Raw genomic sequence first — 24,490 nt, 5'->3', positions numbered from 1 at the left:
GCCCACTATCGATGCGCAAAGCGCTCAAGCTGCATTTCCCCAAGCCGGCTTAGCGTACGCTGAAACGCAAAGGACAGGTAACCGTGGGAGTACAGTGATGGCATCGGCACGGCTGCCTCGATGACCAGCGGCACACGTCGGTCATAGCACTCGTCCACCAGCGCAATGAAGCGCCGCACACTGTCGTCCTTGATGCTCAAGGGTGGCAGCTCACGCTCCCCTGCCGATACCTGCTCGCTGGCATCTTCGGTGCCGCGAGCCAGGGCACGCGGCCGGGTAGACGGGGAACCCGCGGATGGCGCTTGCTCAGGCTCTTGCTCGGTAGCCAGACAGGGCACGGCGCCCAGCAGCAGTACATCGAAGCGGTCACATAGTTCGATAAAGTCCAGTGCCGATAATGGCGCCTCACACAGCTGCGCGAAATCCCCGTACAGCACCCGCTGGGCGGCCCCACGAAGGCACAGCGCTCGTCCGCGCAGCTCCAGCGAGCAGGTACGTGCGTGCTCGCCGGCAAGTGCCAAAAAATGCTGCGGCAACACGCTGCTTTCTCCCGGCTGACGCACAAAATAGCGTTGATGGGGCGCCCCAGGGTGGTGGCGATGGTCCTGACCACCATCGAGCTCCATCACCTCGAGATGCGCCTCCATGGTCGCGATGGCTGGCAGCAGTCGCTCTCGATTGAAACCGCCGGGATAGAGTCCCGACGGCGGCTGATTGGACGTTGCCACCATCACCAGACGCCGCGCCAACAGGCGCTCGATCACGCCTCCCAGTAGAATCGCATCCGCAATGTCGTCGACGTATACCTCATCGAGGCATAGCACCCACACCTGTGCCGCCAGTTCATCGGCCAGCAGTGTCAACGGGTCTGGCTGGCCCCTCAGTTGAAACTGGCGCTGGTGCACCCAGCGCATGAAGTGATGAAAATGCCAGCGTCTGGCGGGCACCGGACAGCGCTCGACAAACCGATCCATCAGCCAGGTCTTGCCGCGGCCCACCGGCCCCCACAGATAGCAGCCCCGTGCAGGTTGTTCGTCCCGCAACGCCTTGAGCAGTTGATCGAGGGAGGCGATCGCCCGAGACTGAGCGGCATCGGCAACAATCTGACCGGTATCGACCCATCTCGCGTAGTCGTCAGCCAGTGGCGATACGCCTTCTGCATCAGACGAGGCCCCCGCCAGCGCCTTCTGGCAGGAGGGTGCGACCCTCTCCATGTCCTGACCTCCCTTGCCGTGGACCTGACGCCACGTGGTGGCTTCAGCCGGGTATTGGCTATCTCGATTCCTGCCGCGTACCGCTACTCCCAAAGGGCGAGGGTTGCCGATGGGAATGCAAGCCCAGCTGGACTATAGTGGCGCGTCACTGTTCCCGCGTCGATCTTCAGGCTAGCGACCATGTCATCCACACCTCACAGGCTCCGATTATCGCCACGCTTCCAGCGTCGGGTCTGCCTGTTGGCCGTGGCCGCCATGCTGATGCTGTTCGTCGGCCCCTTGGCCAGTCAGCTGCAGCGACTGCTGGAGCCTCCCGCGGTCTCTTTGCACCATTACCACCATGCCCATGGTGGCGCACTGACGTCGGACGAAACCGCGGTCCAGACCGAGAGCACATCACTGGATGCGGGCCATCACCATCTCGCCGCTTGCGGTTATTGCGTGCTGTTCGCTCAGGTGCCAGCGCTGTCGATGATAGCGGTGACGGCACTCGCCGGCGCCGCCCCCCGCGCCCCACCTGGCCCGTCGACGTTCAGGGCATTCCTGCCGCTGCTGCAGCGATTCACGCTGCCGACACCGCGCGCCCCTCCCGGTCGTTCCGTCCGCTGAACGAGGCATCGCCCTCTCCTGGCCATGGCTGCCTGTCACGGCCTCCACCGGATTTCACGAGAACGACCATGACAACGCGAACCACCCATGCTGGACCGGCGCTCAAGACGCTGGTCATTCGGCTGCACTTCTATATCGGCCTGCTGGTCGGCCCCTTCATCTTCTTTGCGGCGCTGACGGGCACGCTCTATGCGCTCACTCCGGCCCTGGAGCAGGTGCTCTACAAGGAGGCACTGACCACCTCGTCGTCCTCCGGCACACCTACCCTGCTGTCCCGCCAGGTTGCCGCGGCTCAGGACTATCTGGGGGTCGATACGCCTCCCAGTGCGGTACGCCCCGCACCGGAGCCGGGTACCACGACGCGGGTGATGTTTGCCGACCCGCTGCTCGGCGCCAGTGAACACCGCGCTATCTTTATCGACCCGCATAGTCTCGAGGTGCGTGGCGACATGACGGTCTACGGCACCAGCGGTGTCCTGCCCCTGCGCCGGATCATCGATCAGATCCACCGTAGCCTGATGCAGGGAGATCCCGGCCGCCTGTACAGCGAACTGGCCGCCTCCTGGATGTGGCTGGCTGCCCTCGCTGGCCTCGCCATCTGGGCCCTGACCCCATCGCCCAAGGTGGATCCAGGCAAACAGTCCGCGACCGCCCGCCGCTTGCGCACCCGTCGTCGCCATAGCGTGCTGGGCCTGTTTCTGCTGGTCGGCCTGCTGGCACTGTCGGCCACCGGCATGACCTGGTCGAAGCACGCCGGTGACAACTTCTTCACGGTCCTCAAGGCGGCCGGTTGGGGCACCCCAAGGGTGTCACAGTCCTTGGACGGGCACGCGGTACACCAAGCCGACGCCCACGCGGATCATGGCATGGCACAGGCCGGCGCTGCCGAGCGCTTGGCAGACTTCGACATCGTCGAAGCCACCGCCAGAGAGGCAGGGCTGGACGCCGGCAAGATCGAACTGCTGGTGCCGGGCCCGAATCAGGCCTGGAAGGTGCGGGAGATTGATCGCAGCTGGCCTTCACAGGTCGATGAGGTGGCGGTGCATCCGTCACGCTTCACGGTGCTGGATCAGGTCAGCTTCAGTGACTACCCGCTCGCCGCCAAGCTGACCCGCTGGGGCATTGACGGCCATATGGGCATCCTTTTCGGGCTGCCGAACCAGCTGCTGCTGGCGGCCCTGGGCATCGGCATCATGACCATGGTGGCCTGGGGTTACGCCATGTGGTGGCGGCGTCCCTCGGCCAGCAACGGCCAGACCTTGTGGCCGGCGCTGCTGGCGCTGCCCCTGCCCGCCATGGCCCTGGTGATCGTCACCGGCGTACTGCTCGGTCTGGCGCTGCCCGTCATGGGAGCGAGTCTGGTGCTGTTTCTCGCCGTAGACGCCGTGCGCTCACTGCGCTTCGCCCGACAACGCGCCAACGCCTGAAGCAAGCACAAGGGCGACCCGCGGGTCGCCCTTTTTCATGGTTTACCATGTCACCACTCAGGCAAGCGCTGGATACGTCAGCCCAGCGTCATGAGGCGCAGGCATTGATGCCGTGTTTCCTCAGTGGCTCTGCTGCTTGCCGCGCAATCGCTGCAACCCCGTCCACAGGGCGACCAGCACGGCGCCCACCGCCAGCCCGAACAGCCCATTGCCCAGCATGGGCACCAGCCCATGGAGAATCGCATCGACTCCCGGCAGGGCAACATCGGTCTCGGCCAGGCCCTCGATCCAGTGGCCCACCATCGGTACACCGTGAGCCAGAATACCGCCACCGACCAGGAACATGGCCAGGGTGCCGAAGATCGATAGCCCCTTCATCAGCAGGGGGGCACCGCGCAATAGCCCCTTGCCGAGCGTCTGAGCCAGACCACTGTCACTCTTGGTAAGGTGCAGGCCCAGGTCGTCGAGCTTGACCAGACCTGCCACCAGGCCATAGACCCCGACGGTAATCAGCAACCCAATGGCGATCAGCACGGCTATCTGCTGAGAGAGAGGAGCCGCCGTCACCGTCCCCAGGGCGATCACGATGATCTCCGCCGACAAGATGAAGTCCGTGCGAATCGCTCCTTTTATCTTGTCTCGCTCGAACGCCTGCATGTCCACATCATTGTCGGCCAGGGCGGCAAGGCGAGCGTCGTGCTCATGCTGGTCATCCTTCTTGTGCAGAAACTTGTGCGCCAGCTTCTCTGCGCCTTCAAAGCACAGAAAGGCGCCACCCAGCATCAGCAACACCGTCACCAGCCAAGGGACAAAGGCGCTGATCAACAGCGCCCCCGGTATCAGAAAACACTTGTTGAGCAACGAGCCCTTGGCGACCGCCCAGACCACCGGCAACTCGCGCTTGGCGGCGACACCGGTCACCTGCTGAGCGTTAAGGGCAAGATCATCCCCCAGCACTCCGGCGGTCTTCTTGGCCGCCACCTTGGTCATCACCGAAACGTCGTCGAGCAGGGTGGCGATATCATCGATCAGGGTTAACAGACTGCTTCCTGCCACTGGGGCTCCCTCCTTGGCGTGGGGTATGGTGAATAGCCTCAGCATAACCGTTGATCTTCTCTTGCGCTGCAGCAATCGCCCGGGAGCCCTGTGCCATGTCAGCAACTACTGCCGATCTCGCCACGCTGCTAGGGCGCCTGCCCGTGGGCTACAGCGACGTACTGTTTCGCGGCCAGCGCTATGGCGTGACGCTCAAGATCTACAACGCGGGGCGCTCGCTCAAGCTGCTGGCTCAGCAACTCGGCGGTACTGACATGGTCAGCTTGAACGCCTACCTGACCGGATCAGAGTGGCGGCTGAAACCCTGCGAGATGAGCGAGCGCAAGGTGCTCGACTTTCTTGCCGAAGCACAGCCGCTCCCTCGCATCGAGCCTTGAGTCGCCGCACTCCCTAGGCTGCGGGAGCCAGCCATCACCAAGCCCTGCTCCTGCATAGCGACCACCTCGAATGACCCCACCCATCCTGCCCACTTGAGGTAGGGACCCGCCGCCTAGCACGGGAAAAAATGAACGTTCGTTGACGTGAGCCAGCTCTCACGCCCGGACCCTTCATTGTGGGTACCCCCTCATGGTGGGTATCTCCGGCTGGACAGCCCCATGCCCGTAGTCATGCTCGTGGTCGGTACTCGCCCCGAGGCCATCAAGATGGCCCCGGTCGCCCTGGCGATCCACTCTTCCGCCATCCTCTCCCTGCATCTTTGCGCCAGCGGTCAGCACGACGAGATGCTCGACCAGGCACTGTCGCTGTTTGACCTTGTGCCAGACAGCAACCTGGCGGTCATGACCCCCTCTCAGACGCTCAATGGCCTGATGCAGGCCTTGCTGGGACGGCTGGACAGCGTCATGGCCGAGGTGATGCCCGATCTGGTGATGGTGCATGGCGACACCGCCACCTGCTTCGCGGCCAGTCTGGCTGCCTTTCAGCGCAAAGTGCCGGTGGCTCACGTCGAGGCCGGGCTGCGCACCGGCAACATCGATTCACCCTGGCCAGAAGAGGCCTATCGCAGCATGGTGGCGCGTATCGCCCGCCGCCATTACGCGCCAACCCCGTCCGCCAGGGACAACCTGCTGCGCGAACAGGTGGCGCCAGGCAGCATTCTGGTCACCGGCAATACCGTGATCGATGCCCTGATGTGGATGAAAGACAGCCTCGATGCCCACGGCTATCGGCCGTGGCCGGACAGTCCCTTGGCACGACTACGCACCGGCGCCCGGCGGGTGCTGATTACCGGGCATCGCCGGGAAAACCATGGTGAAGGCATTCGCACCATCTGCCAGGCCATCGCTGAGCTGGCCGGTCGCTATCCCGACACCGACTTCGTCTATCCGGTGCACCTGAACCCCGCCATCAAGGACGTGGCCGAGCGTGAATTGGCCAATCTGCCCAACGTGCACCTGACTCCCCCCCAGGACTATCGCGACTTCGTCTGGTTGATGGGGGGCGCCACCCTGATCCTGACCGACTCTGGCGGACTTCAGGAGGAAGCTCCCGCCCTTGGAGTACCGGTGCTGGTCATGCGCGAACATACCGAGCGCATCGACGCCCTTGATGCCGGGACCGTCATGCTGACCGGCAGTGCCAGCGACGCCATTGTGGCCGTTGCCTCGCGCCTGCTCGACACCCCCGAGGAGCGCCAGCGGATCGCCCACATCCCCAATCCCTATGGACAAGGCGACGCCGCCGACAAGATCGTCCGCGACATGGAATCCTGGCTGCTGTCGCGTCGGGCAGATGTCGAGGCCAGGCATGGCTGAACTTCCGCCCGACCTGACGCTGTGGTTGCTCGACGCCTCGCTGCACGCCCTGTTCGCGCTGAAGTACGTTGCCATCACCCTGTGCCTGATGATGCTGGCGCTGGGGATCGACGACCTGTTTCTCGACATCGTCTACTGGACGCGGCGCAGCTGGCGCTACTGGTCCATCTACCGCAACGTGCCCTACGCCGATGAGGAGCGGCTGTATCAGGCCCGCGAGAAGCCGCTGGCGGTGATGGTCCCCGCTTGGCAGGAGGTCGGCGTGGTCGGCCAGATGGCTCAGCTGATGGCCAGCACAATGGACTACGAAAACTACCAGATCTTTGTCGGCACCTATCCCAACGATCCGGACACCCAGGCCGAAGTCGACGTGGTCTGCCAGACCTTCTCAAACGTCCACAAGGTGGTCACGGTGCGCCCGGGCCCCACCAGCAAGGCAGATTGTCTCAACAACGTGATCGAGGCCATCGCACGCTTCGAGCAGGCGGCCGGTATCGAGTTTGCCGGCTGCATCCTGCACGATGCCGAGGATGTGATCTCGCCGATGGAACTCAGGCTGTTCAACTATCTGCTGCCGGCCAAGGACTTGATCCAGGTGCCGGTCTATCCGTTCAGGCCCCGCTGGTATCAGCTGTCCGGAGGCCACTACATCGACGAATTCTCCGAGTATCACGGCAAGGATGTACTGATCAGGGAGGCCATGTGCGGTCAGGTCCCCAGCGCTGGCGTCGGCACCTGCTTCAGTCGCCGCGCCTTGGCACGCTTGAGACAGCTCAACGATGGCATCACCTTCGACATCTGGAGCCTGACCGAAGACTACGACATCGGCTTTCGCCTGCACGAGAGCGGTCTTTCCTGCATCTTCGTTCGCTACAGCATCGAGCGCGACGACCTGTCACCCCGGCGCGAGCATGCGCCGGGGCAGTCGCTGCGAGAAAGCAAGGTGATCTGTGTGCGCGAGCACTTTCCCACCGCCCTGGCGGCGGTGGTTCGCCAGAAGTCCCGCTGGATCACCGGCATCGTCTTCCAGGGCTATCAGCATCTCGGCTGGAGCCGGACCACTTGGCGCCTCAACTACTTCCTCTGGCGCGACCGGCGCGGCCTGATCGCCTACCCGCTGGCATTGGTGGCGACGCTATTGCTGCTGATCATGTTCGGCCTATGGCTCTACGCCGCCCTGGTGGAGGACGCCTGGCGCTTTCAGTCCATCGTCGGCGGCTCCCTGCTGGAGGTACTGCTGTCCATCAACGGTGTGTTGCTGGCCAACCGTGCCTTCCAGCGGTTCTACTTCGTCAAGATCTACTACGGCTGGCGCCAAGGCCTGCTGTCCTTTCCCCGCATGCTGTGGAGCAACGTGGTCAACTTCCTGGCCAACGTTCGGGCCTGGAAGCTGTTCTTCACCCGCGCACGTCACCGCACCTTTGCCTGGGACAAGACCACCCACGACTTTCCCCATATCGATGGCGCCCAGCAGGTGTCGCTGCAGACGCTTTTGCTGGAAGCGGAGCTGATCGCTGACGCTACGCTGGCGGCTACCCTGGAGGAGGTCGGACCACGCCGACTGGCGCGTGAACTGGTCATCCGCGGACAGCTGCCGGGAATGGCCCTGGCCGAGGTCCAGGCCCGCTATCGCGGCCTGGAAACGACCGCGTTGCATCCGCTCAAGGTACCCGCTGCACTGGTCGAGGTGCTGCCTTCCCATGTCGCCATCCGCTACGCCGTGCTTGCCATCGGCGAGCAGGACCAGCAGCTAATCCTGGCCACCGAAACGGTGTTGAGCCCGGTCGCCCTTGGCGCCATCAGCCGACGACTGCAGCGCCCGGTGGTCCAGCGTCTGGCCGCGGTGGGAAGAGTCTCGCTGGGCCTGCGCCACTGGTACCTGGGAGGTCTCGATGAGGACACCCAAGCCAGTCTCCAGCAATGGGACGAGGCGACTGCCGACGGTAACGCGCGGCTGGATGCCTTCTGTTGTCACCAGCCCATGCTCGGCGAGCTGCTGCTGGAACACGAGCTGATTGCGCCGACACTGTTCGGCCAGGCCATGATCGACTTCGACCCTGAGCAGAGCCGCCTCGGCGACTTCCTGATCGCTCGCAAGATGATCGATGACACCACCCTGGCACGCGCGCTGGCCCTGCAGCAGCAGCATCGTCGCGCTGCCATGGCGGCCGTCGTGGAGGCCCCCGCGTGAACCCCCAGATAAAGCGGTCAAGCAACCGACTTAGCCGATGTCTGAGGCGCCCTTGGTGGCTTGGCATAGTGTTGATCGTCTGCCACCAGGCCCAGGCACTCAGCGAGTTTGACGAGTTTCGCAGCTACCCCTACCTCGACCGGGCCTACCGCGCCGCAGAAGCCAGGGACTGGGCCGAAGTACAGCGACTGATGGAGCATCTGATCGGACAGGTGCCTGGCAATATCGAGGCATATCGCCTGCTGTCACAGGCGCTGGAAAAACAAGGCAACCTGGACGGCGCCGTGGCGGCGCTGGGGGCGCTGGATGCCAACCTGGCCGCGGTGCAGATCAATGCGCTGCGCCGCGACTGGATCGCCGACGGCCATGCCAGCGCCGACCAGGTCGACCAGTGGCTGGCCGAGACTTCCGGCGCGGCACGCAGCGAGCTATGGCGTACCCGGGGGGACTACCTGCGCGCCACCCGCGGGGCCCCGGAGGCGCTTGCCTGGCTGCGCTCCGTCCAGGCCAAGGACGACGGCCTGGCGCTGGACCGCTATCGCGCCACCCTGGCAGAGCGGGTCCAGGACTGGGATCAGGTGATCGATGCCCTGGTGCCCCACGCGCTGGAAAACGTGCTGGAAGAAGACGACTGGCGACGCCTGGCGATTGCCATGGTCCAGTCCGACAACGAGAAGGGCGTCAACGCCATGGTCGCGGCCCTGCCCGATGGTGATATTCGGCGCTTCGTGCTCAAGGCGGGAGCGGATCGTGCCATTGCCCTGGGCTATCCGGAGCCCGCCCAACGCTGGCTCAAGACCCTCGAGGACAGCGGCCAGCTACTGCCCAGCGACGAGGACAAGCTGCTGCAGACGTCCTTGGCACTGGGCGACACCGCCAAGGTCAGGGAGCTGGCACCTCGTCACGACATGGATTGTCTGACGCTGGTCGACTGGCTTTCCCATCAAGGCGACCCCGACGCCCTGGCGACCTTCGCCGAGTGCGATCCCGCCGACAATCCCGAAAGCTGGCTGGTACTGGCCGATCGGCTCGATGCCATCGCCCTGCTGGAGACCACAACACTCCCCCGGCAGTGGCAGGCGCGGCAGGACGCAGTGTTACTGGATCGCTATCGTGCCGACGGCCATCTGACCAAGGCACTGGCGCTACTGCAGCGACAACCCCAGACCGCTGCCACCCTTCGCGAGCGCGCCGAACTGACCCAGCGCTTGTCGCGCCCACTCGCCGCCGCCGAGCTGTGGGAACGCCACTATCTGCTGAGCGGCGAAACCCGCTCGCTGGACCAGGCAAGCTACCTGTACCTGTCCTCGGATCACCCCCTGGCGGCCAGGCAGATCCTGCAGCAGGCCCTGCTCGCCGCCCCTGACCGGCTTTCACCCCAAGCCCTCGATCGCCTGGCCTTCCTGTACCGCGAAGACACCGCCAAGATACCCGACGGCACCCTGGCCATCCTGATCCAGCAGCCACGTCTTGGCAGCATGGCGCGGGAGGGGCTGCTCGAACAGCTTGCACGCCAGGATCGCTGCGCTCTGGTTAAAGAGTTCGCCGTCTCACCGTCCCCTCCCTGGGGGCCGTTGGGCATCTGCTCGCGAGATAGACCGGGCCAGGCCGCCCGCTATTTTCAACGCGCGCTGGCGCAGCGCCTGGAGCAGCAGGCCCCCATCGGCGACGTCAACCAGGCGCGCAAGCGGCTTGCCTATGCCCTGTTTGCCGCTGGCGACCCCTCCGCCGCCTGGCGCGAATGGCAGGCGGTCGAGGTCAACCTGCTGGAACAGCAAGATCGCCTTGCCGGCGCTCGCAGCGCGCTGGCCAGCGGTGACACCGAGGAGGCCTGGCGCTGGTGGAATGCCAGCAGCGCCAGCGCCGAGCATAGCTTGCTCGGAGCACGCATTGCCCTGGCCAACGGCGAGCCATCGACAGCCCTGGCTCTCGCCACAGATGCCACCAGCCAGGCAGCGCCTGCAGATTCGGCCACTTTCGAGGGTGCCAGCCAGCTCGCCCAACAGGCCGGCGACGGTGTCCTCGCCCGCCGCTGGCTTGAGCAGGCCCAGGCCGCAGCGCCGGACTCACCGAGACTCGCACGGGAACTGGGGCTGACATTGGCATCCAGCGACACCCAGATATCGCGCCAACAGGCGATACCTCTGCTGGAACGTGCACGCCACGCCTATCCCGAGGATGTCGTCAGCGCGAGCACCCTGGGGGATCTGTACGCTGCCGTCGGCGACAACGCTCGCGCGCTAACCCGTCTTGAGCAGGCCATCGATCTGCAGCCCCTGGACCTTCGGGTGGGAGACGACAGCGCCGACCGCATGGCTGAACGCCGCTATCGCCAGCGACGCCAGCACGAGAGCCTGACCCGGCGCGACCGCATCACCCTGTCCTCAAGCTGGTCTCCGGCGAGCCCGACACCCGGTATCCGCAGCGATAGCGAGGATGACAGCGCCAGCGGCCACGATATCAACACCCAGATCCTGCAGTGGGATCATGCCCTTGGCCACGATCCGCTCAGTCAGGGGCGCCAGCTGGCGGGCTACGTGCGCACTATCTTCGGCGGCGATGACCGGGATGACTATGGGCGAGGCCGCTCTCTGGGCATGGGCCTGCGGGCCAAGCCGCTAGCCCGTCACAACATCAATCTCTACGCCGAGGTGTTTGCCGAGTCCCAGAAAAACGATGACCAGCATACGGACATCGACCTGCTGCTGCGCGCCAGCGGCTCCTTTCTCGACCAGGGTGGCTACAGCAATGAATGGCGGCCTACCGAGGATCGTTGGCACGAACGCTCGCTCTATCTGGACGGCGCCTGGTGGACCCAGCGCGGCGACGTGCAACTGTTCAGTCGTTACCGCCAGGGCTACACCCTCAAGCTGCCGACCGACAGTGCTCAGACCCTGATGCCCTACGCCAGCCTCCAGGCCACCAGCCATGACACCGATGGCTGGGACGAGGATGTGCGGGTCGCAGCGGGCCTGCGCTGGGAGCTGTGGTACGACGAGGATCACTACAACGCCTTTCGCCGGAAACTCAGCGTCTCGACGGAGTATCAGCAGTCCCTGGGCGGCAACCTCTACGATGGCCGGGACGGCTGGATGATTCACCTGGAATGGAGCCTGTAACACGAGGCCTCGATCTAGATCATGGGAGTACTTGCCATGCCATTTGTTGCCACAGTCGCTGAGCCGCTAGCGTCGATCGCCCACCCTGCACGCCCACGCGCCAAGGTACGAACCGGGCACTCTGTGGTGATCGCCGCCGTGCTGCTGACACCGCTAAGCGGTGTCGCCAGCGCTCCTGCTGACGATTTGGTCGGCTATACCACAATCCATGCCGCAGCCCATGCCAGCGCCTACTCCACTCCTATCCTGTTCTATCAGCCCCAGAATCGCGATGAGTTGCTGACCCGCGAGCGCTGGCAAACGTTATGGCAACAGGCCGCCGATCATGGCGTCGATACGCTGATCGTGCAGTGGACTCGCTATGGCGACGATACCTTCGGCGGTGCCGAGGGTTGGCTGGCCGACGCCTTGGTGGAAGCAGAGCGCCAGGGGCTCGAGCTGATCCTCGGCTTGCACCAGGACCCGGCCTACTACGATACGCTGCCGGACAACGCTCGCTTTGCCCACTACTGGTATCAGCTGCTGGCAAGGTCCGCCGCACAGCAGCAAGCGATTCTGCAGCAGTGGCCGCTGACCCCGGTGGGATGGTATCTGCCGCAAGAGCTCGACGATTGGCTGTTTCGTGACCCTGGCGTGCGCGATGAGCTGGTGTCACAGCTGGCCAGCGCCAGCACGGCCCTGGCAGGCCCACTTCACTTGAGCATGTTCAGCGGCGGCTTTGTCACCCCACAGGTCTATACCGCCTGGGCCGAAGCGATCAGTGACAGTGGATGGCAGGTCTGGTGGCAGGATGATGAAGGCACGCGCAATCTCGACCCCCTTGTGCGCAGCGACTACCGCCATGCCTTGAGCTGTCGTGTCGGTATCGTGCGTGAAGCCTTTTCACGCACCAGTGGAGCTACCGAACCCTTCCACGCGATTCCCACGCCGCCCCGTCGTCCGCTACGGGACTGCCACCCTGACGCCGTGTTTTCGCTGCGCTATATGCCCTGGGCCCAGGATCTTCTTTAAGGCCTTGAAGAAAGCCTTCGATGCTTCGTGTGGACGCTCGTAGACGGGCCCCTGACACACGGTAGCGGCTCAGCCAGTAGCGATATTAAAGAAGACCCTACCGGAAGGTAGGGTCGAAACATGCGATCGATCTAGAGCAGCCAACAGGATACGCACGCTCATTTAAGCCGATCGCGCCTTAGCCGGCTGCTCCCTGGAAGGGATACACCGGCCCCAGCTCAAGGAGGGAGGTCAGTTCGTCCAGAGCTGCCAGCGTCTCTTCGGCAAGCCGTGGATCGGCCAGATCCTCCGGGGCCAGCCGCTCGCGGTAGTGGCGCTTGACCCAGGCCACCAGGTCTTCGTACAACGCATCATCGAGCAGCACGCGACCGGTCAGCGCTGCGCGCTCGGCTTGGCTCAGCACAACGCGCAACCTCAAGCACGCAGGACCTCCGCCATTGCGCATGCTCTGCTTGACGTCCTTGACCACCACTTCACTGATGGGGTTGTTGCCCGCCAGCAGATGATCCTGGATGCAGCGCCATACCGCTTCCCGCTCCTGGCATTCGCCTGGCACGACCAGGGTCATGCTGCCATCGTCGTTGGACAGCAGCTGGGAATTGAACAGGTACGACGCGACAGCATCTTCCAGGCTAACCGCCTCCAGCGGCACACGCACGGGAATCAAGGGCGTCGACATCTTGTCGCGCAGCGCGTCCAGGGTGCCCTGTTCGTCGCGGAACGCCAACTCGTGGTACAGCAGCACCGGGCCATTGCCCACGGCAATCACATCGTTGTGAAAGACCCCTGCATCGATGGCATCAGGGTGCTGCTGGGCATAGACCACCTGATGGTCGCCCAGACCGTGCTGGCGGGCGATGGCCTGGCTGGCCTCCAGGGTCTGGCGGGCAGGGTAGCGGCTGGGTTCGACCCCATCACCGCCGAAAGCCTGGCGCCCATACACGAACAGATGCACACCCGGCTCGCCGTGTTCGCCACACAGCCTGGTGTGATTGGCCGCCCCTTCATCGGAAAACGCCGGGGTCGCCGGCAGTACCGGGTGATGGGCAAAGCGGGTCGGGTCGGCGAAGATTGCGGCCAGCACCCGTGCGGTGGTTTCCGGCTCCAGAAAGCGATGGAAGCTGGACTGCAGGTTGGCCGGGGTAAAGTGCACGCGCCCATCCGCAGCGTCACCGCTGGGGGTCACCGTACCGGCGTTGGCCGTCCACATGCTGGAGGCAGAGCAGACCGCGCGCAGCAATTGCGGGGCCTGTTCCGCCGCCTGGGCCAGCACCTCAGCGTTGTCACCGGTGAACCCCAGCGAGCGCAGCGCGCCCAGGTCCGGGCGCTGCTGCGGCGGCAATACGCCCTGGGCGTAGCCAGCGTCTTTCAGGGCCTTCATCTTGGCCAGACCCTGCAACGCTGCCTCACGGGGGTTGGACACCAGGCCCCCGTGGGACATGGACGCCACATTGCCGTGGGCCAGGCCGGAATAGTTATGGGTCGGGCCGACGAGGCCATCAAAGTTGACCTCGACCACGTCTTGTTGACTCATATCCTTCACAGGCTCACCCCCGGCGGCAGCTTATCGGGCAGGTTCAGCGCTTCACTCTCCACTGAAGCGACCGGGTAGGCGCAGTAGTCGGCAGCGTAGAACGCACTGGGACGATGGTTACCGCTGTCGCCGACCCCGCCAAACGGTGCATCCCCGGACGCTCCCGTCGTCTGGCGGTTCCAGTTGACGATGCCAGCGCGGATGCGCAGCAGGAAGTCGTCCCAGTCGCTGCGCTCGCCGCCGATCAGGCCGGCAGAAAGCCCGTAGCGCGTGTCATTGGCCAGGGCGATGGCCTCATCCCAGTCGCGGTAGCGATAGACCTTGAGCAGCGGCCCGAAGTGCTCTTCATCGGGCACCTCGACGCCGGTCACGTCCACCAGCCCCGGAGACAGCAAACTGGTGCCCTCCTCGAGCTGACGCATCCGTACCAGCACCTTGCCACCTCGTGCTTCCAGATCCGCCTGGGCCGCCAGCAGTCCCTCGGCGGCCGCTACGCTGACCAGACCGCCGTAGAAAGGCGCGTCTTCAGCGAAGGGCTGTGCCACCCGTAACCGTCCCATGGCCTCCGTCAATGCCGCCAGCAAGCTGTCCCCAGCGCTTCCTTCGGGCACGATCAGGCGACGGGCACAGGTACACCGCTGACCGCCGGACAGAAACGCCGACTGCAAGATGGTCAGCACGGCGGCGTCTTCATCCGGTACATCCTTCACCACCAGCGGGTTGTTGCCGCCCAGCTCCAGCGCCAGCACCTTGCCCATCTGGCCGGCAAACTGCTGATGCAGCAGCCCGCCGACCTTGGCACTCCCCGTAAACAGCAGGCCGTCGATGCCGGCGGCCGCCGACAACGCCTGCCCCACCGGGGCAGCGCCCTGCACGAGATTGATGACCCCAGCGGGCAGGCCCGCTTCAAGCCAGCATTTCAAGGTCAGATCGGCGGTCAGCGGCGTCTGCTCGCTGGGCTTGAAGACCACCGTGTTGCCTGCCAGCAAGGCGGGCACGATATGGCCATTGGGCAGGTGGCCGGGAAAGTTGTAGGGACCAAACACCGCCATCACACCATGGGGACGATGGCGCAGCACGGCGCGTGCATCTCCCAGGTCACGCTCGCGCTCACCGGTGCGCTCCTCACGGGCGCGGATGGACAGCGCCACCTTGCCGATCATGGCGCCAACTTCGGTGCGTGCTTCCCAGATCGGCTTGCCGGTCTCGTGGGCAATGCTGGCGGCCAGATCCTCGCGATGATTTTCCAGCACGCCACGGAAACGCTCGACCAGCGCCTCACGCTCGGCCAGTGGCGTTCTGGCCCAGGCAGCGAAGGCGCGCCTGGCGCTGTCCACCGCTTGCTCCACCTGTTCGGCGCTGGCCGCGGCACCCTGCCACAGCGTCGCTCCGCTGATGGGATCACGCTTGCTGAAGGTCTCTGCATCACCAGACACCCACTGACCGTCGATGAGCAATTGTTGGGTGGGTTGCATCACGCCTCCTCGTCGGAATTCAGCACACGCAAGGTATCGCCGGAGCTGACCTCCAGCCTGCGTGCTTCGTTGTCATTGAGTACCAGGATGCCGGCGGCGTCGGGCCCTCGTCCGACCCAGGCGGCGCGGAAGTCGGCCATGGACGTGGTGGCCGCCAGCCACTGGGGACGTTCGCTGCTGACAGCATCAGGATCGACTTCCACCCGCACATGGCGGGATAGCCGAACGCCCTTGACGTCGTCGATATAGGCCTCGACGGTGGGCCCCCCGTCGAAGATGTCGATATAGCCTTCCCAGCGCAGTCCCTGCTTCTTGAGCATCGCCAGCGCTGGTCGCGTATGTTCGTGGACCTGACCGATGCAGGCACGCGCCTGTTCGGACAGGAAGGGGGTGTAGATCGGGAACTTGGGCATCAGTTCGCCGATAAAGCTCTTCTGACCCAGACCGGTCAAGCGATCCGCTTCATCGAAGTCCATCGGGAAAAAGTTGGCGCCCAGGCACTCCCAGAAAGCACTGCGACCGTTGTCGTCGAAGCGTCCACGCATCTCGGCCAGGACCTTTTCCGGAAAGCGGTCGCGAAACTCCGCCATGAACAGCCAGCGCATCATCGACAGCAGCGCACCGTTGCGCTGATGGCGGCGGTCCGCGCCCCTGAACTCGGGGCGCAGAAACAGTGACGCCACCTCGGCGTCGCCGGTGTGATCAGAGCTCAGAAACAGCGTATCGACGGTGCGATGCAGGTCGAGCTGCTTGGAGGAATGCGCCAGGGTGCCGACGCGATAGTGATAGAACGGTACCTCGCGTCCCACCTGGCCCTCGATGGCACAGCAACCGGCCAGGCGACCGCTCTCTTCGTCCTCCAGGACAAAGAAGTAGAGCCGCTGATCCACCGGGGTCTGCTCATTGAAGGCGCTGCTGGCAGAGGCGATCTTGGCGGCCAGGAACTCGCGATTATCGGGCAGGGAGGTGAAGCCGACGCCGGTCTCCCGGGCCAGCGCCTGGAGCTCGTCCAGGTCCCCTTCCTTGATCGGACGCATGCGCATTACAGCTCTCCCTCGTCATATCCCGGATCGAGGCCATCAGCCGACAACGCCAGGGGCGCGGCCAGTACCGCACGACCTTCTTCCACCCCCAGCAGCTCGGCATGGGCCGGTGACAGCATCAGCTGACCTGTGGGAGACAGCGCGTAACGGGCCACCGTGCAGCAGAAGCCATCCAGGCGCTGATTGGCCACCATGGCCGGCTCGGCGTCGGGAAGGGTGTGCTCGGGACGAATGCGCACCGGGTGCCAGGCCGCGCGCCGAAAACTCTCCAGCCGAGCACGATCCCCCTTGATCACGGGACCTGCATCGAACAGGTCCACATGGCGGGAGCGCAGGAAGCCTTCGGCCAGCATTTCCTCGAGCGCGTCTTCATGGGCGGGATGCTCGCGACCGATGGCCGCGCGAGCCTTGGGCGTCAGCATGGCCAGGTAAAGCGGGAACTGTGGCATCACCTCAGCGATGAAGCTCTTGGAGCGCACGCCGGCGATATAGTTGATCTCGTGATAGTCGCGCACGAAAAAATGCCGGCCCACGCTGTTCCAGAACGGCGACGCACCGTCCTCGTCCAGATAGCCGGGGAAGGCCATCGCCAGCACGTCGGCGAACCGCTCCGGGTACTGGGCAATGAACATCAGCCTGGCACGCCGGAGCAGGCTCTCCGCACTGGTGCCCTTGTAGCGAGGGTCCAGCGACAGGGCACACAGCAGGCTGGCATCGGACACTTCGTGGGACAGCGCCAAGGTCTGCACCTCACGCCTCACATTGAGCTGCTGCGAGGCATGAATCAGCGTCTCCTGGCGATAGGTGTAATAGGCCTCGTTAGCGCCGGCCAGGGCACGAATGGTGGCCGTGCCCACGACGTCGCCACGTTCCTGGTCTTCGAGTACGAAGGTGTAGTGCTCGTCTCCCGGCACTTCGACCTCCGACGCGAAGGCCCGCTGGGAGCGCGCAATGCGCTCCTCGAGACGATCGCGGTGGGCCGGCAGATTGGTCAGGCGCGGCTGGGCACTGCCTGCCAGGCGCTCCAGCGCCGGCAGGTCACCAGGCCGCACAGGGCGAACAGCCAACATGGGATGCCCTCCTGTCGCAGCTTGCTCAAGATCCGATGACATAGTCTGTGGCAGGGGCCTGCTCACGATGCGCTCACCAGACGAGCGATGGCACGCTCCAGGCGCTCGAGGCCCTCGACGATGTCTGCCTCGGGGATCACCAGTGACGGCGCCATGCGCAGCACATTGGGTCCGGCGATCAAGGCCATCAGGCCCTCTTCAATGGCCAGCGGCAGGATGTCCTTGGCACGGCCTTCGTACTCCGGCGCCATCTCGGCACCGATCAGCAGCCCCATGCCGCGCACTTCCTTGAACACGCCGTGCTTGCGGTTGATGGCTTCGAGGTGCTCGCGGAACAGCTCATGACGCTTGGCGACGCCACCCAGCACCTCCGGCGTATCGATGTGGCGGATCGCGGCCAGGGCCACGGCAGACGCCAACGCGTTGCCACCATAGGTCGAGCCGTGGGTGCCCAGCACCAGCACCGGGGCCACGCGATCGGTCGTCAGCATGGCGCCCACGGGGAAACCACCGCCCAGGCTCTTGGCGCTGGTCAGGATATCGGGGGTGATACCGTAATCCATGTAGGCATAGAGAGAGCCCGAGCGACCCACGCCAGTCTGCACTTCATCAAACACCAGCAGCGCATCATGCTGGTCACACAGATCGCGGAGTCCCTGCAGGAATTCCTGAGTGGCCGGAACGACACCGCCTTCACCCTGCATCGGCTCGACCACGATGGCACAGGTGTCATCCCCTACCAGCTCGCGGACGCTGTCCAGGTTGTTGAACTCCGCATGCAGGATGCCGCCCGGGACCGGACCGAACCCCTGCGAGTACTTGGGCTGGCCACCTACGCTGACGGTGAACAGGGTGCGTCCATGGAAGGACTGGCGGAAGGAAATGATCTTGTCCTTGTGCTCGCCATGGGTGTCATGGGCCCAGCGACGCGCCAGCTTGAAGGCCGCTTCGTTGGCTTCGCCACCGGACGAGCACAGGTATACCTTGTCGGCGAAGGTGCGCTCGACCAGCTCCCGGGACAGCTCGAGGGCCGGTTCGTTGGTATAGACGTTGGACAGGTGCCACAGCTTGTCAGCCTGGGCCTTGAGCGCATCCACCAGCACCGGGTGGCAGTGACCGAGAGAGTTGACCGCGATGCCGCCGGCAAAGTCGATGTACTCACGCCCCTCCTGGTCCCACAGGCGGCTGCCCTCGCCGCGCACCGGGATGACCTTCTGGGGCGCGTAGTTGGGCACCATGTACTGATCAAAGTCGGCACGGCTCGGGGTGTGGCTCATCGGTGATCTCCGCTGTCATGGGTGGTTGCCGTCGCGAGACGGCTGAGCATGTAATGCGCGAAATCGCAAAACATGCAATCAATCGATCACTCGAGTATAGGGACGCCATCGCAGGAAGGCTTTCAGCAATGGGACCGGCTTTTTCACAAAGCACAGCCACGTCCGCGCAGCACCGTCACCCTCGACAACCCACAGCCGCGTGTCTTCTGCATGCTTCGGCCCAGCGCCTCGTCTAGTCTGTAGACAGCCAGTCTTCCACTACTCAGTGAATCCTCATGATCAACACCACTCGCTGGAATCGTTGGCGCTACTCGCTGTATGCGCCTGTGTATGACGTGGTCGCCGAAAGAGCCTTTCGCCGGCCGCGCCGTCAGGCACTGGCCCAGGTGCGCTGGCAATCCGGCATGCGGGTATTGCTGGTGGGAGCGGGCACCGGGCTCGACCTGCCGTGGCTACCACGAGATATCGAGGTGCACGCCAGTGACCTGTGCCCCGCCATGGTCAAGCGACTCAAGCTCAGGGCCAATCACCTTGGGGTGGATGTGGAAGCACGAGCAATGGACGCCGAGCAGCTGGATTACCCGGATGGCTATTTCGATGTGGTGGTGATGCATCTGATTCTGGCGGTCATGCCGCAACCGGACAGGGGGCTGGCCGAGGCCTATCGCGTGATGGGCGGCGATGGACAGCTGTGCATCATGGACAAGTTCCAGGACGACGAGCGGCCTTCCGGGGTGCTGCGACGCAGCCTCAACCTGGCGACCACGACCATCGCCACCGATATTACCCGCCAGGCCGCACCTCTGCTGACAAAGGCAGGCTTCGTCATTGAACAGGACACTGCGGTACTGATGGGCAAGGTATTTCGCGCCCTGCTGGCCTGCAAGGCGCCACCCACATCATCAACAGACCCGGCAGGCGTCCTGCGCTGAGCTGTCACGCTGCCGTTGACGGCGCCACTGCGCCGGCGTACCCGCTTCGAAGCGCTGCCATAGGCGCCTGAGCTGGTGTTCGTCCGACACGCCCACCTTTTCGGCGATGGCTGCGAGGCTAAGCGATGATTCCTGCATCAACTGGCGGGCCAGCTGAAGGCGAATTCTGGCCAGATAGTCCAGTGCGCTCATGCCGGTCAGCTCGACGAAGCGGCGCCGCAGGTGGCGCTCTCCCATGGCGGACTCCCTGGCCATACGCGACATGGACCATGTATCAGCCGGGGCAGCAGCGATGCGATCCTGAAGCCGGTGGATCCGCTGATCGACATGATTTCTCCCCGTCAGCCACACACCCAGCTGGGGTTCCTGGCCGCTACGACGAAGATACAGCACCATATCCCTCGCCACCGTTACCACGATGTCGTGTCCGACGACTCGCGTCAGCCAATGCAACATCGTATCAATCCCGGTGGAAATGCCAGCGCTGGTAAACAGCCCACGGTCCTCGGTGAATATGCAGTCCTGCTGAACGAGAGCCCTGGGTGCCAGACACCGCAGTCTGTCGAGGAGTTGATGATGGGTGGTACAACGGCGGCCATCCAGCAAGCCTGCCTGGGCCAACAGTAGCGTACCCGAACACACGCTCATCACGGCACGAGCCTGGGGCGCCACTGACCGCAGCCACCCCACCACCTCATCCTGAGCATCGGCTTCCATGGCGGCGCGATACTGGCCAGGCACCAACAGCAGGTGGCAATCCCCCAGGGAGTCGGGCAACGGCGCTATACCCGACAACGATAGCGGCCCCATCCAGTCAAACTGAGAACGGGGCCCAATGAAGTCGATCTCAAAGGGCTGCCTGATCGATGCACTGCGTAACACCTGCCATGGCCCCACGAGGTCGAGGGGCACCATCCCGGGTACCAAGACGATACTCACTCGAAGGGGGCCATCACCGACGGCACGAGTTTCCATCATTCTCCCTGGCACCCCACTCCTCTTGTCCTATGGCTCGTTCACAGATGGCCGCTGGTCAGGCCAGCTCACAGCGCTCTTTGCGCAAGGCACTTACCGGCACCACACGGGCAAAGCGCCCATCCAGTACCAGTTCCGTGCGCTCACGAATCTCTGCTGCGGAGAACACTCGTCCTGCTCGAGACATCGAGAACGTCAGCGTCGCCTCGGCGACGAACACCACATCATACCCGAGATCAGCCCCCACTCGAGCCGTCGTCTCGCAGCACTGCTCGGTACGGATGCCACTGATCCAGAGCGTCGTGATTCCCTTCCCACGAAGCCAGCGGTCCAATCCGGTATCGGTGAACGCGTTGTGCGCGGTCTTGTAAAACGTGGCGTCCGCAGGATCCTCAAAGCCCGGCAAAGGTTTGACGAACCCCTGATCTGGATCGAAGGCTCCACCGCTCCCGGGTGCGAGATGGAAGATTCTTACGAGGGGTATGCCTGATGCCTTGGCCAGGTCGATCAATTCGCGCTGGGCGTCAGGCCAGCGCCCCAGTTCTTGCGGATTCCAGTAAGGACGCTGGGGAAAAGACGCTTGAACATCAATAAGCAGTAGTGCAGATGACATGGAAAGACTCCTGGTCCGCAGAATGGGAGAAAGCAATGGGTGTACAGCTACGATAAGTGGCCCCATCCACGGACCGAAGTGCCAAAGCGGTCACACCGGTGGCAAATTCGGACATGATCATCAACGCCCACCACCACTACGGCCACCCGCCCCTGCGCACCAACCTATAAAGCGCTAATCTATGCGGCACTCACCAACAAAAAAGGCCCACCCAAAAAGGTGAGCCTTTGTCATCACGTCATGCCACCAACCGCTGGCACGGTGACGATGTTACATATTGGCTTCCTGGAAAGCCTCGACGGTCTCTTGCAGCAGTGCCTTCAGATCGGCAACTTCCTGCTCCAATGCGGCAATTTTTTGCTCCTGCTGCGTGGCTTCCGATTGCTGCTGAATCGCCTGCATGCGCTGCTGCAGCGTATCGGAATCCATCGCTTGCGCTGTACCCACTGCCATCATGGAGGCCAGGAGTGCAGCTGCCATCATTTTGATCTTCATGTCTTTCTCCTCGTCTTTGTCGAACGTCCTTCGACCTGGTTCCCTGTCCATTACCCATGAAGGCCGGTAGGCACTGCTGCAAGGCAATGGTAGGACATCGTCTTGATGATTAGCGGAGCAACGTGACCTGCAGGGCGTTTCACTAGAGCAAGACAGGAAGGGAATGCCAACCACCCCGTCACGTCCAAGACACGCACCCTCCACGAAGCCCAATGAAAAACAGTGTTCAAAAACTCGTTGAATCAATCTAATAGGGGGGTATTACCGTTAGCAACCTGTGTTTATTTGAAAGACTAAACAAGCACAATTTTTAAACTTTATAGGACATTTCCACGTCGACACCATCCCGTCCTACGTATGAAAAGACCTAATACCTATCTGACGCCTGGTGCGGGCCGGCGCCGGTAAACCCATGGCTTACCAGCACCACAGGCCGCAGCTTATCTCGTTCTGCAAACCTGCGGCGCTAACCATCATGCTGGATTACTGGGACTCATTGAGACTGTCTACGGTCATCTGAAGAAGGTCCTTCAGCTCTGCCACTTCTTGTTCGAGGGCTTCGACTTTCTGCTCGTCGGAGGCCGCCTCACTGCGCTGTTCAATTTCCTGCATGCGCTTCTGCAGGGTCGCTGAGTCCATGGCAAAGGCGCTACCCGCGGCCAGCACAGATACCATCATGACAGCAAAGATCATCTTGGTTTTCATGTCACTCTCCTCGACTTTCCTATTGTGGCCGACCGCAGAAGTCTGGCCTATTGAGGGATCCACCTCTGTGGGGGATCCTATGCTTGCCTATCGTTGACTTGTCTTCCCCTGCAAATTCAGCAAAGAAGAGACAAGTTACTGGTGCAATATGCTGCTTCAGCGCATTTGCCAACCGGGTGTCTACATCCGTTCGCGCCCACCTCAGTTCACTTGTCGCTCATATCCTTTCATCCCGATCCGCTTTCGCCCCGGTCCGCTTTCATCCAGGTCCACTTTCCCCCCAGTCGGCGGATGCTCGATATACGTTCTTATGATTCTCCAGCGAACAAAGTGCGAATCTACGACTCAAGAAAATAAACAAAAACATCACGTTATGAGCAGGAAGACCAGAAAAACTGACCGAATCTAAACGTAACTTTTTGTTAACTGGCAACAGAAAATCTAATTCGCATCTCACATATTGGCAATTGCAGATATGTTCATAAAATCATTTCGGCACAATTATTCTGTAAGATATTGAACATAGCGGCGTAAAAATATCTCGCATTACGTCGACAGCTATGGGCTTTCCTTTCACGCATGGTGGACCCGCATGAAAGTCATGCGCCAGCAGCACTGCTCGTTGCTGCTGGCGCATCATTAGCCTTTATGCTGATTCAGCAATCAGGTGATCGTGTTTGGCGCTAGCCTCTTCACTTACCGCTTTCCAGGCAGCCCCGGTGATGGCAAGGGAAGCCCCGAGAAGAACCAGGTCCTTCGCCAGGAATCCACCGAACAGCGATGGGAAGGCCAAGGTATCACCCGACAGACTGCTGACATGCAAGACACCAGGGGTGGTCAGCAAGAACGTGCTGGTCGTCAGGAAGATGACGCTTGCAAGCGCTCCCCCCACCAGTCCCGCTTTCTTGGAGATGGGGTATGCCGCAACAAGCAAGCCAACGACAATTTCTGCCGTACCAATAGCCGCCGACACCTGATTGACACTCGCAATGCTGTACAACCAGGACATCAACGGAGAGCTGGCAACGATGCCCTGAATGGCGGCCGCTTCATCCGGGTGATACTTGAAGAAGCCGATCCATAGAAGGATCGCGACTACACCGTACAGCGCAATATAGAAGCCAGCACGAGAAAGGGTATTGTGATTCATGTCTCACTCTCCATCTTTGCTTTTTTCGTCATTTTTTATGAATAGATGGCAGACGCACCCTCATCTTTCCTCTATTCATCTTCCGATCTACTGCTACCACCTTCTACCGAAACAGCCACCATCGCTTTCCATACACCGCATGATGTCCGGAGGCACTCTCTGATAGAACGTCTTCCTTTTTCTCAGCTTCTACTCAGCTATGGCTCCGGCATCTTGCTGTCTTTTCTCTCTGTGTACGATACATGCGATTTACTTACACTACTGTTGAGAACTACGCTCATTCGATTTTTCTGATCTGCATGAAGACGTGGTATGACGCTCTGTGTCTCCATCACCTGACACCTTCTCTGCGTACTCTACGCACTCTCTGTAGCCATACCATCACGCCTCATGGTGAGGTCGCTTCTGTCGACTACATCACCGTTTCCTTACGTCACTTCACCCAAAGAACTTTGCCAAAACGAGCATGCGAAATGTCTTCACCGTCCTTTCACACCGATGCTGAACCTTGAGCAGCCAACACAAACAACGAGGACATGAGGACCTAACCTCAACGTTGAGCTGACATGCTGTGGAAGCTGATGGTGGGGAGAAAGGCAATGACACGACAGGTAGGGAGGAAGGGAAAAACGAAGAGAGGAAGCGCAGGTGCGCCTCGAGACGTAGACTGTCGCGCCCGGCTCACGTGAGCAGCCGGGGTCAACCGTGCTACTGAAACACGCCACCGCACATCGATTCCGCTCGATGTCGGCAACGGATTCATGTCGAACCCATGCAGGTCGAACCCATGCAGGTCGAACCCATACAGGTCGAACCCAGCAACGGTGAGCGATGCAGTTC

At 62.6% G+C, this 24,490-nt stretch carries 20 protein-coding genes; 8 read left to right on the top strand and 12 right to left on the bottom strand.

The window, feature by feature from the left end:
• Positions 1-5: 5 nt before the first annotated feature.
• Positions 6-1,214, bottom strand: coding sequence for a cell division protein ZapE (gene zapE, locus KUW18_RS07625; RefSeq protein WP_222484335.1), 1,209 nt, complete (start codon positions 1,212-1,214; stop codon positions 6-8).
• 180 nt (positions 1,215-1,394) lie between these two features.
• Between zapE and KUW18_RS07620 the strand changes: the two genes are divergently transcribed.
• Positions 1,395-1,823: a DUF2946 domain-containing protein gene (locus tag KUW18_RS07620; protein WP_222484337.1), complete on the top strand. Its 429-nt coding sequence runs from the start codon at positions 1,395-1,397 to the stop codon at positions 1,821-1,823.
• Positions 1,824-1,891: 68 nt separating this feature from the next.
• A complete protein-coding gene (locus KUW18_RS07615; protein ID WP_222484339.1) occupies positions 1,892-3,250 on the top strand; it encodes a PepSY-associated TM helix domain-containing protein in 1,359 nt (452 codons plus the stop codon).
• A gap of 120 nt (positions 3,251-3,370) precedes the next feature.
• On the opposite strand, the gene KUW18_RS07610 is transcribed toward KUW18_RS07615, so the two are convergent.
• A complete protein-coding gene (locus KUW18_RS07610; RefSeq protein WP_222484340.1) occupies positions 3,371-4,306 on the bottom strand; it encodes a DUF808 domain-containing protein in 936 nt (311 codons plus the stop codon).
• A 95-nt stretch (positions 4,307-4,401) separates the two neighbouring features.
• On the opposite strand from KUW18_RS07610, the gene KUW18_RS07605 reads away from it, so the two are divergent.
• From KUW18_RS07605 to KUW18_RS07585, 5 genes are all read left to right on the top strand, one after another.
• Positions 4,402-4,683, top strand: coding sequence for a hypothetical protein (locus tag KUW18_RS07605; RefSeq protein WP_206941484.1), 282 nt, complete (start codon positions 4,402-4,404; stop codon positions 4,681-4,683).
• Positions 4,684-4,902: 219 nt separating this feature from the next.
• Positions 4,903-6,060: a non-hydrolyzing UDP-N-acetylglucosamine 2-epimerase gene (gene wecB / locus KUW18_RS07600; protein WP_222484342.1), complete on the top strand. Its 1,158-nt coding sequence runs from the start codon at positions 4,903-4,905 to the stop codon at positions 6,058-6,060.
• Positions 6,053-8,251 carry a glycosyl transferase family protein gene (locus KUW18_RS07595; protein ID WP_222561123.1) on the top strand — a complete coding sequence of 733 codons (2,199 nt, stop codon included), beginning with the start codon at positions 6,053-6,055 and terminating at the stop codon, positions 8,249-8,251. Before wecB ends, KUW18_RS07595 begins: the two co-directional genes overlap by 8 nt.
• 68 nt (positions 8,252-8,319) lie before the next feature.
• Positions 8,320-11,370 carry an NfrA family protein gene (locus tag KUW18_RS07590; RefSeq protein WP_222561122.1) on the top strand — a complete coding sequence of 1,017 codons (3,051 nt, stop codon included), beginning with the start codon at positions 8,320-8,322 and terminating at the stop codon, positions 11,368-11,370.
• A gap of 36 nt (positions 11,371-11,406) precedes the next feature.
• The gene (locus KUW18_RS07585; protein WP_222561121.1) at positions 11,407-12,381 is read left to right on the top strand and encodes a DUF4434 domain-containing protein; all 975 of its coding nucleotides are present in this window, start codon (positions 11,407-11,409) and stop codon (positions 12,379-12,381) included.
• Positions 12,382-12,559: 178 nt separating this feature from the next.
• On the opposite strand, the gene astB is transcribed toward KUW18_RS07585, so the two are convergent.
• From astB to KUW18_RS07560, 5 genes are all read right to left on the bottom strand, one after another.
• Positions 12,560-13,915: an N-succinylarginine dihydrolase gene (gene astB, locus KUW18_RS07580; RefSeq protein WP_222561120.1), complete on the bottom strand. Its 1,356-nt coding sequence runs from the start codon at positions 13,913-13,915 to the stop codon at positions 12,560-12,562.
• A 5-nt stretch (positions 13,916-13,920) separates the two neighbouring features.
• Positions 13,921-15,390 carry a succinylglutamate-semialdehyde dehydrogenase gene (astD, locus tag KUW18_RS07575; protein ID WP_222561119.1) on the bottom strand — a complete coding sequence of 490 codons (1,470 nt, stop codon included), beginning with the start codon at positions 15,388-15,390 and terminating at the stop codon, positions 13,921-13,923.
• Complete coding sequence (gene astA / locus KUW18_RS07570) at positions 15,390-16,433, bottom strand: arginine N-succinyltransferase (protein WP_222561118.1); 1,044 nt, start codon at positions 16,431-16,433, stop codon at positions 15,390-15,392. The genes astD and astA overlap by 1 nt, the downstream gene beginning before the upstream one ends.
• Positions 16,433-17,503, bottom strand: a complete 1,071-nt coding sequence (locus KUW18_RS07565; protein ID WP_206941495.1) for an arginine N-succinyltransferase — start codon at positions 17,501-17,503, stop codon at positions 16,433-16,435. The genes astA and KUW18_RS07565 overlap by 1 nt, the downstream gene beginning before the upstream one ends.
• Positions 17,504-17,565: 62 nt before the next feature.
• Positions 17,566-18,780 (bottom strand): aspartate aminotransferase family protein, encoded by a 1,215-nt coding sequence (locus KUW18_RS07560; protein WP_206941496.1) that lies wholly within the window; start codon positions 18,778-18,780, stop codon positions 17,566-17,568.
• 275 nt (positions 18,781-19,055) lie between these two features.
• Here KUW18_RS07560 and KUW18_RS07555 point away from each other — a divergent pair, with 275 nt between their 5' ends.
• Positions 19,056-19,712, top strand: coding sequence for a class I SAM-dependent methyltransferase (locus KUW18_RS07555; protein WP_222561117.1), 657 nt, complete (start codon positions 19,056-19,058; stop codon positions 19,710-19,712).
• On the opposite strand, the gene KUW18_RS07550 is transcribed toward KUW18_RS07555, so the two are convergent.
• The 5 genes from KUW18_RS07550 to KUW18_RS07530 all read right to left on the bottom strand — a co-directional run bounded on the left by KUW18_RS07550 (position 19,683) and on the right by KUW18_RS07530 (position 23,650).
• The gene (locus KUW18_RS07550; protein WP_261396464.1) at positions 19,683-20,687 is read right to left on the bottom strand and encodes a GlxA family transcriptional regulator; all 1,005 of its coding nucleotides are present in this window, start codon (positions 20,685-20,687) and stop codon (positions 19,683-19,685) included. The two genes, KUW18_RS07555 and KUW18_RS07550, sit on opposite strands and share 30 nt — an antisense overlap.
• Positions 20,688-20,745: 58 nt before the next feature.
• Positions 20,746-21,300: an isochorismatase family protein gene (locus KUW18_RS07545; RefSeq protein ID WP_222561115.1), complete on the bottom strand. Its 555-nt coding sequence runs from the start codon at positions 21,298-21,300 to the stop codon at positions 20,746-20,748.
• Positions 21,301-21,570: 270 nt separating this feature from the next.
• Positions 21,571-21,795 carry a hypothetical protein gene (locus KUW18_RS07540; protein ID WP_222237707.1) on the bottom strand — a complete coding sequence of 75 codons (225 nt, stop codon included), beginning with the start codon at positions 21,793-21,795 and terminating at the stop codon, positions 21,571-21,573.
• Positions 21,796-22,278: 483 nt separating this feature from the next.
• Positions 22,279-22,500, bottom strand: a complete 222-nt coding sequence (locus KUW18_RS07535) for a hypothetical protein (protein WP_206941503.1) — start codon at positions 22,498-22,500, stop codon at positions 22,279-22,281.
• 646 nt (positions 22,501-23,146) lie between these two features.
• Positions 23,147-23,650, bottom strand: a complete 504-nt coding sequence (locus KUW18_RS07530) for a DUF417 family protein (RefSeq protein ID WP_222484720.1) — start codon at positions 23,648-23,650, stop codon at positions 23,147-23,149.
• Between the last annotated feature and the right edge of the window lie 840 nt (positions 23,651-24,490).

The sequence above is a fragment of the Halomonas sp. DP5Y7-2 genome (genome assembly GCF_019802025.1).
Taxonomy (GTDB): domain Bacteria; phylum Pseudomonadota; class Gammaproteobacteria; order Pseudomonadales; family Halomonadaceae; genus Halomonas; species Halomonas litopenaei_A.
This window is presented reverse-complemented; position numbering and strand designations above follow the sequence as displayed.

Coding starts and splice junctions, on each gene's coding strand:
- KUW18_RS07565 (WP_206941495.1), bottom strand. CDS start 17,503: ATGTTGGCTGTTCGCCCTGTGCGGCCTGGTGACCTGCCGGCGCTGGAG.
- astA (WP_222561118.1), bottom strand. CDS start 16,433: ATGCGCATGCGTCCGATCAAGGAAGGGGACCTGGACGAGCTCCAGGCG.
- KUW18_RS07605 (WP_206941484.1), top strand. CDS start 4,402: ATGTCAGCAACTACTGCCGATCTCGCCACGCTGCTAGGGCGCCTGCCC.
- KUW18_RS07595 (WP_222561123.1), top strand. CDS start 6,053: ATGGCTGAACTTCCGCCCGACCTGACGCTGTGGTTGCTCGACGCCTCG.
- KUW18_RS07585 (WP_222561121.1), top strand. CDS start 11,407: ATGCCATTTGTTGCCACAGTCGCTGAGCCGCTAGCGTCGATCGCCCAC.
- KUW18_RS07615 (WP_222484339.1), top strand. CDS start 1,892: ATGACAACGCGAACCACCCATGCTGGACCGGCGCTCAAGACGCTGGTC.
- KUW18_RS07530 (WP_222484720.1), bottom strand. CDS start 23,650: ATGAATCACAATACCCTTTCTCGTGCTGGCTTCTATATTGCGCTGTAC.
- astD (WP_222561119.1), bottom strand. CDS start 15,390: ATGCAACCCACCCAACAATTGCTCATCGACGGTCAGTGGGTGTCTGGT.
- KUW18_RS07550 (WP_261396464.1), bottom strand. CDS start 20,687: ATGGAAACTCGTGCCGTCGGTGATGGCCCCCTTCGAGTGAGTATCGTC.
- KUW18_RS07545 (WP_222561115.1), bottom strand. CDS start 21,300: ATGTCATCTGCACTACTGCTTATTGATGTTCAAGCGTCTTTTCCCCAG.
- KUW18_RS07540 (WP_222237707.1), bottom strand. CDS start 21,795: ATGAAGATCAAAATGATGGCAGCTGCACTCCTGGCCTCCATGATGGCA.
- wecB (WP_222484342.1), top strand. CDS start 4,903: ATGCCCGTAGTCATGCTCGTGGTCGGTACTCGCCCCGAGGCCATCAAG.
- astB (WP_222561120.1), bottom strand. CDS start 13,915: ATGAGTCAACAAGACGTGGTCGAGGTCAACTTTGATGGCCTCGTCGGC.
- KUW18_RS07555 (WP_222561117.1), top strand. CDS start 19,056: ATGATCAACACCACTCGCTGGAATCGTTGGCGCTACTCGCTGTATGCG.
- KUW18_RS07535 (WP_206941503.1), bottom strand. CDS start 22,500: ATGAAAACCAAGATGATCTTTGCTGTCATGATGGTATCTGTGCTGGCC.
- KUW18_RS07560 (WP_206941496.1), bottom strand. CDS start 18,780: ATGAGCCACACCCCGAGCCGTGCCGACTTTGATCAGTACATGGTGCCC.
- KUW18_RS07620 (WP_222484337.1), top strand. CDS start 1,395: ATGTCATCCACACCTCACAGGCTCCGATTATCGCCACGCTTCCAGCGT.
- zapE (WP_222484335.1), bottom strand. CDS start 1,214: ATGGAGAGGGTCGCACCCTCCTGCCAGAAGGCGCTGGCGGGGGCCTCG.